Origin of the sequence: Sphingobacterium anhuiense (assembly GCF_042686355.1) — a bacterium.
GTDB lineage: Bacteria > Bacteroidota > Bacteroidia > Sphingobacteriales > Sphingobacteriaceae > Sphingobacterium > Sphingobacterium anhuiense.
On sequence record NZ_JBHUPE010000011.1, the window covers coordinates 132,318 to 145,381 of the forward strand.

The window sequence follows — 13,064 nt, forward strand, 5'->3', positions numbered from 1 at the left end:
TAACATATATGCAATCTAACGAAGTTTTAAAGGCAATACAGAACCGAAGATCAGTTTTTCAAGCTAATTTTACGGATCAAGATGTTAATAAAGAAGATATCTTAACGATTTTAGAAGCGGCGAATGCTGCTCCTACTCATAAAAGAACGCAACCTTGGCGTTTTACTATTTTCAAGGGCGAAGGTCTTGTTCGCCTAGGCACTGAACTTTCACGTATTTATAAGGCGGTCACTCCTCCAGAAAAATACTTTGAAAAAACAGAAATCACTATGGGTGAAAAGGCTACGCAATCCAAAGTTGCAATAGCTTTAATTGTCAATTATACTGGTGACGTTCCTGAGTGGGAAGAACTGGCGGCAACATCTTGTGCGATCGAAAATATGTGGTTAGCGGCACATTCTTTAGGATTGGGTGGTTATTGGGCTACTCCAGGATTAATCAATCACTTAAGTGATTTCTTAAATTTAGAAGAGAATCAAAAGTGCATTGGGTTGTTCTATTTAGGACACCATGAAACAGAGGCTAGAGAACCTGTTCGATCTCCTATTGCGGACAAAATTCGTTGGGAGGAATAAAAATATTCTTTAATTAATAAAAAAGGTCGCCCCAATAGTCGACCTTTTTTATTGCAACTTATTTTTAAAGTTATTAATCTGAAATTTTTAAAAATTTATTTTCATAATCTACGATATATTCGTACATTCAACTAAAGTTGACCAATGAAAATAATTATATCTTTCCTATTATGTTTTACCTTTTCCTTCAGCTTTGCTCAAAGTGTGATTAAAGGAGTGGTGTTGGATCGAGAAAGTAAACAACCTATTCACGGAGCTACTGTTTATATCAATAATTCATCATCTGCAACCAGTACTGCAAAGGATGGCAGTTTCCAACTTCACCAAAAAATTATTCAGAATCAGGAACTGGTCATTTCAAATATTGGATATGAGGCCGCATTTGAAACAATTACTTCCAATAATTATGAAAAAGTGCAGATTTATTTAACACGTAAGATCACTACTCTAGAAGAAGTTAGTGTTATCCCTTTTGAAAAAGAGGGTTGGGCAAAGTGGGGTAAATATTTTATAGAAAGCTTTATCGGAACAAGTAAGTTTGCTCAAAAAACGAAAATACTAAATCCAGATATGCTGCGTTTCCGATATAATAAATCATCAAAAATATTAACTGTAATAGCGAACGAACCAATACAAATAGACAATAAAGAATTGGGTTATATGATCTCATACGATCTCATTAGCTTTCGATCAAACTTTTCTGAAAATACAATTCAATTTGAAGGTTTTAGCTATTTTAAAGATTATAAGCGGATTACAAAGAGTATATTGAAGCAAAGAAAAGTGGCCTATCAGCTTTCCATGATGCGCTTTATACGAAGTTTATATGAACATAAATGGCAAGAGGATGGTTATGTAGTCCGCGAACTTACTAAAAAAGAAAATCTAGAAAGAAAAGATGCCCAGGAAAAATTGAAAACAATAACGTCACTGGTCAATACGAAATATGAAGGTAAATGGAACTCATTTTATATACTGCAATCAGAAATCATCAAAGATAGTGTGACTAAATATCAAAATATCATGCGGCAACCAGCATTCTATGACGTCTTAGGAAAACAGTTAACTGAATCTGATCTTGAAAAAGGAAGCCTGGGAAATCAATTAAAGGAAATTCACCATCAAAATTACATTCATATCTTAAATAGGGACCAAAAAATAGATCTCGATTATTTTAATTTTAATGATGCTTATGATGAATCATCACGTTTAAAAATAGCTGACGATTCATCCATTGTCATTAATGATCAAGGGAACTATTCGCCTGCTATACAATGGTCAATGGAAGGATTTTTTGCATGGTATTCTAAAGTTGGCAATATGCTTCCCTTGGATTATACTGTACAGGAAAATAATAAATAGTCTTTCTTAATTACTTGTTTTCTTCAATTCCAAAACAATGTGTCGGCTTGAAAGCTTGGGTTGGATTTTCTATGGGAAAGCTAATAATTAATTTACCTTTTTTTCCATGCCACTTGGGTCCCTTGTCTATTAATCTTAATATCTCCTTTTTTAGAACTTCATTGGGAGCATCTTCAAAATTAACATTTATTAATTTTCCATTTTTATCAACTTCAAAATTTAGGGCGATTGTACCTCCTATATCCCGCACCTTTGTATTACTTTGTAGATATTGCTCAAATGCATTCCATCCTTCGATCGGTGAGGCATCTCCACCAGTTAAGACGGGCTCAATCACAATCCTATTTTCAGGAGAACTCAGCTCGACTTCTGTCGTTCTACTTTTATTTGCATTAAAATTCTTAAAATAAATAAAGGCAATAAGCACGACAAAAATGACTGCTGCTGCTGATCCAATTGCCAATCGCTGCCAAGTATAAAACTGGGCATTACGGGTAGATATTGTTTGCTCCACACGGCGATTTAAACGTTGTTGCAACAAACTCAATTGTCGTACATCCACCCCTTTTTGCAAACGATAACCTTCAATTGCATCCTGCAAAAAAGGGTCTTCCAATGCTTCTTTCTCTAGTTGAAACATTTCCTCTTTATTCATCAAACCACTGATGTAGTTATGAATTCTGGATAATTGATAATTATTTTCCATTTTACTTACTCTCCATACAAATTTTAAGATTCCGCTTTCCATTTTGAATATAGCTTTTCACTTTATTCATTTCTATTCCGGTAAGGGCTACGATATCTTTATAACACTTTTGCTCTAAATAAAATAAGCGTATACAACGCTCCTGCTCAGGTTTTAGCGTCAACATGCACATCTCTAATTTTTCAAATTGACTTTCGCTCCATTCTTTGGGATCAGATTCATCTAAATAATCATGACCAATTGCAACTTGTTCATCAATATCAACATACTGCGTTCCCTTTTCTTTCCTCAGCTGCATGAGGCAAAAATTTTTAGAAAATGTATAAAGCCAGCTTTTAAAATTATCTACCTCGTGAATGCGCAATTTCCGAATCAATTCTTCAAAAATTTGCATGACGGCATCCTGACTCTTTTCGGCATCCTGCAAATATTTAAAACATACACCATAAAGCAATGACATATAGGGAGCATACAATTTGCCCAAAAGATCCAGATCTCCTGTACTTCGATATTGTATCAATAATTCCTTTTCTGTCATGCTCGGGATATTACTTTGCTTAATTGATGCTTTAAGATACATAATTCCATAAAACAATCAAGAAAAGATTAATATTATGTTTCACTTTTATATTGAGTTATTGAAATTCTATCGCTTCAAATTGATTGTAGTATCTTCGTGCAATCAAAACTTGATCGTCTTTATCAATTATTTGATGACATTTTAAAGAATAATAGATGCTTATGAATGAATATGAATTAATAGCTATTGGCTTATATATGGCCTTAATGATTGGAATTGGAATTTACTCTTGGAGGAAGTCAAACAGTAATTCCGATGATTTTTTGATTGGTGGGCGCAAGATGGGCGCAGCTGTAACTGCTTTATCCGCAGGTGCAGCAGACATGAGCGGTTGGTTACTTATGGGACTTCCCGGTGCGATGTATCTTTCAGGGTTATCCAGTGCATGGATTGCAATTGGTCTGACTATTGGCGCATACTTCAATTATGTTATTGTAGCCCCTCGGCTTCGGGTATACACAGAAGTTGCCCAAAATGCAATTACACTCCCTGTATTTTTTGAGAATCGTTTTAAAGATAAAACCCAGCTCTTAAAAATTGTCTCTTCAATTTTCATTTTAGTGTTTTTCACTTTATATACTTCTGCAGGTATGGTTTCGGGAGGAAGATTGTTTGAATCTGCTTTTGGTATTGATTACTATACTGGATTGTATGCTACAACTTTTGTTGTTGTACTGTATACTTTCCTAGGTGGATTTTTAGCTGTTAGCTTAACAGATTTTGTACAGGGAACAATTATGGTCACCGCGCTTGTCATCATTCCAATTGTACTGATTTTCCAACTTGATGGACTGGGTAATACATTGGATATCATACATAATAAAGGTGCTAATTATTTAGATTTACTAAAGGGTACCACCACGGTATCGATCGTATCCTTACTCGCTTGGGGATTAGGTTACTTTGGGCAACCTCATATCTTAGTGCGATTTATGGCTATTGGCGATGTTAAAGATATCCCTAAAGCTAAAAGAATCGGCATTAGCTGGATGATTCTTACTGTGGGTGGAGCATTACTTTTGGGATTATTTGGAATAGCTTATTTATATAAGTTTGATCAAACTACTATGTTGCAATTTGATCAATCAAAGGAATTGTCAGAAACTATTTTTATCCATCTTTCGAGAGCATTATTTCATCCCTTAATTGGCGGTTTTCTTTTATCCGCAATTTTAGCAGCTGTCATGAGTACCATATCTTCTCAATTATTAGTGACCTCTAGCTCAATGACAGAAGATATTTATAAAGCTTTTTTTAATAAAACAGCTTCTCCTAAACGTATGTTACTCGTAAGTCGACTATCTGTGCTTATTGTAGCGATAATTGCCTTACTACTCTCCCTAGATCCTAAAGACAGCATATTAAATCTTGTGGGAAATGCATGGGCCGGTTTTGGAGCAGCCTTTGGTCCCCTTATCATCTTGTCGCTGCTTTGGAAAAAAACAACCGCCACTGCAGGATTATTAGGAATGTTGGTGGGTGGTGCTACTGTACTTTTATGGGTGTATATCCCTCACGATTACAAATCTGTGTATGAAATCATACCTGGTTTCATTTTGAGTTTCTTAACGATTGTTATTGTTTCGTTTTTTAGTAAACCTGTTGACCCTCTCATTGTGGAGGAATTTGATCAGGTTACGAAAATTCTGAAATAATAAAAAAGGATAACCTAAATCTGGTTATCCTTTTCTATTATTTGAAATGTTGATATTGACGAGATATTATTGGTCTTTCTTATCCATCATTGTATTCCTAAGTCTACTGAAATAACAAGAGTGCAATAATTAAGGTCACAATAATATTAAATGTTTGTGCAATTAAAAAGGCATACAGTGGCTTTTTATTATCCTGTTGAAACAGGTCTTTAAAATTAGTTTCCAGTCCTATTGAGGTAAAGGCCAGGGTAAACCAAAGTCCCTGAATAAATTTCAAACTTCCTTTAACCGCAACATTTGTTTCTGGTGAAATAAAAAATGAGAAAAGTAAAGATGCAAATATAAAACCCAGGACAAACTTTGGAAATCTTTCCCAAATAATTTTCAAAGTTGGTTTCTCTTTCTTTGTTTCATCATCAACTGACTTTGAATAGCTCCAATAAATACTAATTGCAAATGCTGCAATTCCTAATAATACATTTTGTGAAAATTTTACAATTGTACTGATTTTTAAGGCTTCTTCTCCAACTAAACTACCTGAAGCGGCTACAGCTCCCGATGTATCTATTGAACCTCCTAGCCATGCTCCTGTTACTTCTTGAGACAGTCCCATTTTATCCGCCAAATAAGGCATAAAAATCATCATCGGAATTGCCGTGATCAATACAAGTGAAATAATATAAGATAGCTTTTTACTATCTCCTTTAATTGCTCCAGATGTTGCAATTGCTGCTGATACCCCACAGATAGATACTGCGCTTGATAGCATCAAAGCCATTTCTTTATCAATCTTTAGTTTTTTACAAACCCAAAAAGCAAAATACCATACTGAAATGACCACTACTAATGCTTGGATAAGTCCCAGTGAACCAGCTTTGAGTATATCTCCAAAAATAACTGTAGTTCCTAAAAGAATCAATCCAATTTTGACATACAACTCTGTACTTAATGCACTTTTAAACCAATCAGGAAGATTGAAAAAATTACTGATGACCAAGCCGATCGCCAAACTAAAAATAACAGCTTCTAGATTATAGTCTTTTACGAGTGAATTTCCAGCTAGGATGAGTGCGAGCATGGTTAACACATAGACAGAAGGAAAAACTATTAATAAGTTTTTAACCGATTTACCTAATAAGGAGGCTCCGATAATGGCGACAATAAAGACTAGACCAAATTGGGTCGCTATTGCCTGCAGGTTATGAATGGAAAAAACTTGGTTTCCTAATTCTGAAAAATTGCTCCAGCTGAAACTTGGTTGAGGAACAATGACTCCAAAAATTGCTAAAAAGACAATTCCTAATCCTAAGATAACAACTACCCAATCCTCAGCTAAGGAGAATGATTTCGAAGATGACATGTAAACAGGTTTTAATTTAGAAACCCCAAATTTAGAAATATTATCCATGCCGGCAACTAGTAAACGAAAAAGTTACCAAATAATAAAGCCGAGATGTTTTCATCTCGGCTTCTAAACCTATAATCATTTTTTAAAACCTAAAAACAATATTTATTGGCATCAATCAACTTCTTAGCAATTCGTTGACGCGCATCTTTCACATTAAATGGTTCTGATTTTGTAAAGCGACGTAAACCCACTAACATCATTTTCAACTCATCACCTTCAGCAAAAGAATTTAGGGCTTCTTTTCCTGCAACATTTACTTTATCAATGGTTGAGTACAGATAAATCTTAGCCATATCTGTTGCATCAGCACTTGCTTCTACTCCTTTTGTATGATATAATTTCTCCGCACGAAGTAACGCTGACTCAGCGATGTATACATAACCAATGATATCGGCAATATTCATCAAAATCTCCTGCTCCTTAGATAAAGACATCATCAATTTTTGAACTGCGGCGCCAGCAATTAATAAGCCTGCCTTTTTCAAATTAGCGATAATTTTCTTTTCTGCTGCAAATGGTGTTTCATCTTCTTCTCCAAAATCAGGAATAGCTAATAGTTCTGATGCAACTGCAGTAGCAGGTCCCATCAAATCAATCTCACCCTTCATGGCACGTTTTAAAAGCATATCTACCACCAACAGTCTGTTAACTTCATTGGTACCTTCAAAAATACGATTGATACGTGAATCTCGATAAGCGCGTTCCATTGGTGCTTCTGCTGAATATCCCATGCCTCCATAAATCTGTACGCCTTCATCCACAACATAATCTAACATTTCCGAGCACCACACTTTAATGATCGCACACTCGATAGCATATTGTTCTACAGATTTCAGTTTTGCTTTAGCTTCATCCATCCCCCCTGCAACTAATGATTCGTAAGTATCATCAATATTCTGACCGGCACGATATGCTGCTGATTCGGTTGCAAATAATCGTGTTGCCATTTCAGCTAATTTGTAACGGATGGCTCCAAATTTGGAAATAGGTAAATTGAACTGCACTCGCTCATTCGCATATTTAATCGCTTGTGTAATCACCATGCGTGATGAACCGATAGTAGCGGCACCTAATTTTATACGACCAATGTTTAGGATATTAACCGCTATTTTAAATCCATTTTCACGTTCAGAAAGCATATTTTCAACAGGAACTTCACAATCGTTGAAAAATACCTGACGGGTTGAAGATCCTTTGATTCCCAGTTTATGCTCTTCCGGGTTCATGCTGATTCCTCCAAAATCTTTCTCAACAATAAAAGCGGTAAGATTCTTATCATCATCAATTTTTGCAAAAACAATAAAGATATCAGCAAAACCACCATTTGTAATCCACATCTTCTGTCCATTAATGACATAGTGTGTACCTGCGGCATTTAATTTTGCTGCAGTACGACCAGAGTTGGCATCTGATCCTGAATTAGGTTCTGTTAAACAATAAGAAGCTTTCCATTCCCCAGTAGCTAATTTTGGAATGTATTTTGTTTTTTGAGCTGCATTTCCATAGTATAAAATAGGCAAAGTACCTATGCCTGTATGTGCCGATAATGCCACAGCAAAGGAGAATCCTCCCCCAACCGCATCTGCAACTAACATGGATGTATTGAAGTTTTTACCAAATCCCCCGTATTCTTCTGGTATGGACACACTCAACATTCCTAGTTCTCCAGCTTTATCCATAAGACTTGGCATCAAACCTTCTTCCTGGGAGTCAATACGATCCAATTTGTTTAGAACTTCCGTATCTAGAAAGTCAATACAGGTCTGACGAATCATCTTTGCTTCTTCATCAAATTCTTCAGGAATAAAAATATCTGTATAAGATGTCTCTTTAATTACAAATTCTCCGCCTTTAATTGTGTTGCTCATAATTTTTCTGATTAAAGTGCAAAGGATAAAGACTAAGACCTTATTTCTTTGCTTCTATTGTTAAATATTATTCTCTAATTTAAAACAGGTACATCTCTATATGTCACCTTATTGATCTTTAAGCTTAAAATCAGTTTAAATGGTCCGATTTAAAAAAAACATCTGGATGAAAAGCTCAAGTCATCCTCAAAATGTGCCATTTGATTTCGATAAAGAACATTTCATATACTCTGTCGAAGTCTTAAAATTTGCGCTATCTATAGTAATTCAAAAATACCTGCTGCTCCCTGCCCTGTTCCGACACACATGGTTACCATACCGTATTTTTTATTTCTACGCTTCAGTTCATTTAATATTTGAACAGTCAATTTGGCTCCAGTACAACCCAATGGATGGCCTAAAGCAATGGCACCGCCATTGACATTAACTTTTTCTTCATCAAGACCCAATTCACGAATAACGGCTAAAGATTGTGATGCAAACGCTTCATTCAATTCGAATAAATCAATATCTTCCTTTTTTAATCCTGCCATTTTCAAAGCTTTTGGTATTGCTACAATAGGACCAATCCCCATGATACGTGGCGGAACACCTGCCACGGCATAACTGACAAGACGTGCTATCGGTTTTAGGTTCAATTCCTTCATTTTTTCTTCTGAAACAATCAAAACAAAGGCTGCTCCATCTGAAGTTTGTGATGAGTTACCTGCAGTAACTACACCGTCAGCTGCAAAAACTGGACGCAACTTCGCTAGTGCTTCAAGTGATGAATCTGCTCTTGGTCCTTCGTCTGTGTCAACGACATATTCTCTTGTTTCTAATTTTTTGCCGTCCTTTAAGTAGTTTTCCTTTACTGTAATCGGAACAATGCCATCTTTTAAATGGCCATTTTTAATAGCCTCAACAGCTTTTTGATGTGATTTTAAGGAGAATGCATCTTGGTCTTCTCGAGATACGCCATATTCTTTTGCAACAGCTTCGGCTGTAAGTCCCATTCCCCAATACCAATCTGGATTTTCTTTTGCTACTTCAGGGTTTGGAACAATTTTCCATCCTCCAAAAGGCATTCCTGACATAACCTCTACTCCGCCAGCAATAATACAATCTGCCATTCCAGCTTTTATTTTTGCTACGGCTGTAGCTATTGTCTCCAACCCAGAGGCACAGTAACGGTTTACAGTGACTCCTGGTACTTTATCCGTTTGCAAGCCCATCAAAGAAATTAAACGTCCTACATTCAATCCTTGCTCTGCTTCTGGCATCGCATTACCGACGATTACATCGTCAATTTCTTCTTTATTTAAGTTGGGTACTGATGCCACCAAATGCTTGATCACATCAGCGGCCAAATCATCCGCACGCATAAAACGAAATCCTCCACGAGGTGCTTTCCCTACTGCTGTACGATATCCTGCTACAATGTATGCTTCCATAATAATATGAGTAGTTAGTAGTTAGATATTAGTAATTAGATTTAAGACTTTGCTGAAAAGCATAATTCATCTTTTGCAACTCGCTCAATTTCTCTAAAATAATTACCAAATCTTCTTCTAATATATAACCTAAGTTTTTTGAGATAATTAACTGTGTTTCGACTTCATAGGTAGATCCATGTGCTATGGCAAGAAACTGAATAAATTCGTTTTTTGAATTTCGACCAGCTCCTTCGGCAATGTTCGAAGGAATTGAAACTGCGGCACGATTAATCTGACTGATTAAATTAAACTTTTCTTTATCTGGAAAAATTGATGTAACCTTATAAATATCAGAAACAAAAGCTATTGCTTTTTGCCATATTTTCAATTCCTTGTATTGATGCATATCTAAATACTAAGTACTAAATACTATAATTTAATTCCTTAACGGTTTTCCTTTTGTTAACATAAATTGGATACGTTCCAAAGTTTTTCGTTCTGCACATAGCTCAAGAAAAGCTTTACGTTCTAGATCCAATAAATACTGTTCAGAGACTTCTGTTGGTGCCGATAACTCACCGCCACATAAAACATTTCCTAATTTTTCAGAAATCTTTTTATCATGGTCAGAGATATAATTTCCAGCACGCATTGAACTTGCTCCTACATAGACAATTCCTAATCCTTGTTTTCCCAATACCTTAATATCAGTCCTTTGAACGGGCTGTATATAACCTGCATTAGCTAATTCTAAAGCCTTTTCTTTTGCATCAGCAATAAGTCGAGCTTTATTCATAGTAATCGCATACTTACCTTGCTGCAGGTATCCAAGCTCATAGGCCTCTATAGCTGAGGTTGACACTTTTGCTGTTCCTATGGTCAAAAAACGATCTTTTAAAGTATTTTGAACAATTTGATCTTCTTTATATTCATCTGAAGCACGTAAAGCAAATTCTTTAGTACCTCCGCCACCTGGAATTACACCAACTCCAAATTCAACTAAGCCCATATATGTTTCAGCATGTGCCTGAACAAAATCGGCATGCATAGAAAATTCACAGCCTCCTCCTAAAGTCATTTGAAAAGGTGCCACTACTACTGGAATCGATGAATAGCGAATCCGCATAGACGTGTTTTGGAAAGCACGAACAGCCATATTTAATTCATCGTAATCTTGTTCGGCTGCCATCATGAATATCATACCGATATTAGCTCCTGCAGAGAAATTTTTTCCTTCGTTAGAAATTACTAATCCACGGTATTCTTTTTCAGCTAAATCAATTGCTTTATTTACGCCTTGAATTACATCTCCACCGATCGTATTCATTTTGGTATGGAATTCACAATTGATAATTCCATCTCCAAGATCAATAATGGAAACTCCAGAATTTTTCCAAATTGTTTTGCTCTCCCGGATGTGATCTAAAACAATCAAATCTTCTGTTCCTGGAATAGGTTTGTATGATTTTGATGTGATATCATAATATTGACGAACGCCATTTTCGATTTTATAGAAAGACTCACAACCTGCGTCTAACATATCATGAACCCATTGTGCAACTTCACCACGTTGACCTGGGAGACGTTTCTCTTCGTTCTTAATTTTTTCTATTGTCTCTCGAACACCTAAAGCATCCCAGACTTCGAAAGGACCTATTTCCCAACCGAAGCCAGCACGCATCGCATCATCGATACGGAAAAAATCGTCAGTAATTTCAGGCACACGATTCGATACGTATTCAAACAAAGGATAATGCATAGCCCGAAATAATTCTCCTGCTTTATCTTTCCCTTGTTCATATACTTTCATCCTTTTGCGAATATCTTCCACCAATTTTGTAGCTTCCAGAGTGGCAGATTTCACCTTTCCTTGAGGTCCAAATGTTAAAGTTTTTAGATTTAAAGATTGAATTTCTGAATTTCCAGAAGCATCTTTTACTTTTTCGTAAAATCCTTTTTTGGTTTTTTCCCCTAGCCACTTATTTTCAACCATTTTTGTTATAAAGGAAGGCAATTGAAATACCCCCTTAGCTTCATCATTGGGTGCATTCTGGGCGAGGCCATTAGCAACGTTTACCAAAGTATCTAAACCAACAACATCAGCTGTTCGGAAAGTTGCCGATTTCGGATGCCCCATCGCTGGACCGGTATACTTATCAATTTCTTCCACAGTCAAACCCAACGGTTCAACGAGATGGGTTAAAGCAAGCATCGAATAAACACCGATTCTGTTGCCAATAAATGCTGGTGTATCCTTGCATAAAACAACCGTTTTACCTAAAAACTTATCACCAAATTCTAACAGAAAATCAACAACTTCTTTTTTTGTATGGGGGGTAGGAATAATTTCCAACAATTGTAAATAACGTGGCGGATTAAAGAAGTGTGTACCACAAAAATGATCTTTAAAATCTTCGGATCTACCTTCCGTCATAAGATGTATCGGAATACCCGAAGTATTTGAAGTAATCAAAGTGCCTGGTTTTCGGTATTGTTCAACGCGTTCAAAAACAGATTTTTTGATATCCAATCTTTCAACGACAACTTCAATGATCCAATCGCATGATGCGATATCAGACATATTATCATCAAAATTTCCTGTTGAAATCCTTTTCACAAAAGATTTACTATAAATAGGAGATGGATTAGATTTTACAGCCGTTTCTAAAGACTGGTTGACAATGCGATTGCGAACGAACTTACTATCCAAAGTAAGTCCTTTTGCTGTTTCAGCAGGCAATAGCTCTTTTGGAACGATGTCCAAAAGTAATACTTCCATACCGATGTTAGCAAAATGGCAAGCGATCCTAGAGCCCATTACTCCAGAACCTAATACTGCTACTTTTCTAATGTTTCTACTCATTTATCTAATTGTTTATTATCAATAATTGCTAAGCTTATTATTGATCGATGGTACTATTTTCTTCTTGATATGAAGTCGCCAATTCATTTAATTTGGCTAAAGATTTCATCAATTGATTGCGCTCTTTCTCCGATAAATTTTCCTCGAGATAATGATTAAAATTACGAACGACGTTTTTTGCCATTTCTCTTTTTTCTTTACCCAACTCTGTTAAATACACTTTAACCGATCGCTTATCAGATGCACTTGCTTCTCTATAAATAAATCCCAACTTCTCTAAATTATTTAACACCCGAGACAAACTAGTTGTTTTCACACCTGTTAAATTGGCGATCTGTGACACGGGGGTCCCCTCTTTATGGATATTAATTAAAATATAACCAGCAGCCTGAGTAAAACCATACTGCGTCGCAATCTGGTTATACTTATTAGCAATAGTCTGCCAACCTGTTTTTAAAAAATAATCGATTGTTTTATTTTGACTCATAATTTGCTTTATTATTTACTATGCAAGCATAACAAATCTAATTTATTTTTTTTGGATTTCAAATAGTTAATATTAAATTTTTAATAAATATTTGACGGAAATGAATAGTACGTTACCAAGGTATTAAAATACCGATTATAATTAA

General features: G+C 35.7%; 11 protein-coding genes. 3 read left to right on the top strand and 8 right to left on the bottom strand.

The window, feature by feature from the left end; translation table 11 throughout:
• The first annotated feature begins 8 nt into the window (after positions 1 to 8).
• Positions 9 to 575: a nitroreductase family protein gene (locus ACFS6I_RS20560; RefSeq protein ID WP_380923414.1), complete on the top strand. Its 567-nt coding sequence runs from the start codon at positions 9 to 11 to the stop codon at positions 573 to 575.
• A 144-nt stretch (positions 576 to 719) separates the two neighbouring features.
• Positions 720 to 1,937 carry a carboxypeptidase-like regulatory domain-containing protein gene (locus ACFS6I_RS20565; protein WP_380923416.1) on the top strand — a complete coding sequence of 406 codons (1,218 nt, stop codon included), beginning with the start codon at positions 720 to 722 and terminating at the stop codon, positions 1,935 to 1,937.
• A gap of 10 nt (positions 1,938 to 1,947) precedes the next feature.
• On the opposite strand, the gene ACFS6I_RS20570 is transcribed toward ACFS6I_RS20565, so the two are convergent.
• The gene (locus tag ACFS6I_RS20570; RefSeq protein WP_380923418.1) at positions 1,948 to 2,643 is read right to left on the bottom strand and encodes a hypothetical protein; all 696 of its coding nucleotides are present in this window, start codon (positions 2,641 to 2,643) and stop codon (positions 1,948 to 1,950) included.
• 1 nt (position 2,644) lies between these two features.
• On the bottom strand, positions 2,645 to 3,181 hold the full coding sequence (locus ACFS6I_RS20575) for an RNA polymerase sigma factor (protein WP_380923420.1): 537 nt from the start codon (positions 3,179 to 3,181) through the stop codon (positions 2,645 to 2,647).
• 203 nt (positions 3,182 to 3,384) lie between these two features.
• Here ACFS6I_RS20575 and putP point away from each other — a divergent pair, with 203 nt between their 5' ends.
• Positions 3,385 to 4,878, top strand: coding sequence for a sodium/proline symporter PutP (putP, locus tag ACFS6I_RS20580; RefSeq protein WP_380923422.1), 1,494 nt, complete (start codon positions 3,385 to 3,387; stop codon positions 4,876 to 4,878).
• 103 nt (positions 4,879 to 4,981) lie between these two features.
• Here the strand turns inward: putP and ACFS6I_RS20585 are convergent, their stop codons facing one another.
• From ACFS6I_RS20585 to ACFS6I_RS20610, 6 genes are all read right to left on the bottom strand, one after another.
• Entirely contained in the window at positions 4,982 to 6,238 is a 1,257-nt protein-coding gene (locus ACFS6I_RS20585) for a YeiH family protein (protein ID WP_380923424.1), read from the bottom strand.
• Between the two features lie 137 nt (positions 6,239 to 6,375).
• Entirely contained in the window at positions 6,376 to 8,154 is a 1,779-nt protein-coding gene (locus ACFS6I_RS20590) for an acyl-CoA dehydrogenase family protein (RefSeq protein WP_346597146.1), read from the bottom strand.
• Positions 8,155 to 8,411: 257 nt separating this feature from the next.
• Positions 8,412 to 9,587, bottom strand: coding sequence for an acetyl-CoA C-acyltransferase (locus tag ACFS6I_RS20595; protein WP_132769295.1), 1,176 nt, complete (start codon positions 9,585 to 9,587; stop codon positions 8,412 to 8,414).
• A gap of 28 nt (positions 9,588 to 9,615) precedes the next feature.
• Positions 9,616 to 9,975 (bottom strand): four helix bundle protein, encoded by a 360-nt coding sequence (locus ACFS6I_RS20600; protein ID WP_380923427.1) that lies wholly within the window; start codon positions 9,973 to 9,975, stop codon positions 9,616 to 9,618.
• Between the two features lie 30 nt (positions 9,976 to 10,005).
• Positions 10,006 to 12,432, bottom strand: coding sequence for a 3-hydroxyacyl-CoA dehydrogenase/enoyl-CoA hydratase family protein (locus tag ACFS6I_RS20605; RefSeq protein WP_380923429.1), 2,427 nt, complete (start codon positions 12,430 to 12,432; stop codon positions 10,006 to 10,008).
• Positions 12,433 to 12,469: 37 nt separating this feature from the next.
• Positions 12,470 to 12,919, bottom strand: coding sequence for a MarR family winged helix-turn-helix transcriptional regulator (locus ACFS6I_RS20610; protein WP_021187929.1), 450 nt, complete (start codon positions 12,917 to 12,919; stop codon positions 12,470 to 12,472).
• Positions 12,920 to 13,064: the final 145 nt, after the last annotated feature.

Bases quoted from the DNA above. Each gene is read 5' to 3' on its own strand.
- ACFS6I_RS20585 (WP_380923424.1), bottom strand. From the start codon at position 6,238: ATGTCATCTTCGAAATCATTCTCCTTAGCTGAGGATTGGGTAGTTGTT.
- ACFS6I_RS20595 (WP_132769295.1), bottom strand. From the start codon at position 9,587: ATGGAAGCATACATTGTAGCAGGATATCGTACAGCAGTAGGGAAAGCA.
- ACFS6I_RS20575 (WP_380923420.1), bottom strand. From the start codon at position 3,181: ATGACAGAAAAGGAATTATTGATACAATATCGAAGTACAGGAGATCTG.
- ACFS6I_RS20605 (WP_380923429.1), bottom strand. From the start codon at position 12,432: ATGAGTAGAAACATTAGAAAAGTAGCAGTATTAGGTTCTGGAGTAATG.
- ACFS6I_RS20600 (WP_380923427.1), bottom strand. From the start codon at position 9,975: ATGCATCAATACAAGGAATTGAAAATATGGCAAAAAGCAATAGCTTTT.
- ACFS6I_RS20565 (WP_380923416.1), top strand. From the start codon at position 720: ATGAAAATAATTATATCTTTCCTATTATGTTTTACCTTTTCCTTCAGC.
- ACFS6I_RS20570 (WP_380923418.1), bottom strand. From the start codon at position 2,643: ATGGAAAATAATTATCAATTATCCAGAATTCATAACTACATCAGTGGT.
- ACFS6I_RS20610 (WP_021187929.1), bottom strand. From the start codon at position 12,919: ATGAGTCAAAATAAAACAATCGATTATTTTTTAAAAACAGGTTGGCAG.
- putP (WP_380923422.1), top strand. From the start codon at position 3,385: ATGAATGAATATGAATTAATAGCTATTGGCTTATATATGGCCTTAATG.
- ACFS6I_RS20590 (WP_346597146.1), bottom strand. From the start codon at position 8,154: ATGAGCAACACAATTAAAGGCGGAGAATTTGTAATTAAAGAGACATCT.
- ACFS6I_RS20560 (WP_380923414.1), top strand. From the start codon at position 9: ATGCAATCTAACGAAGTTTTAAAGGCAATACAGAACCGAAGATCAGTT.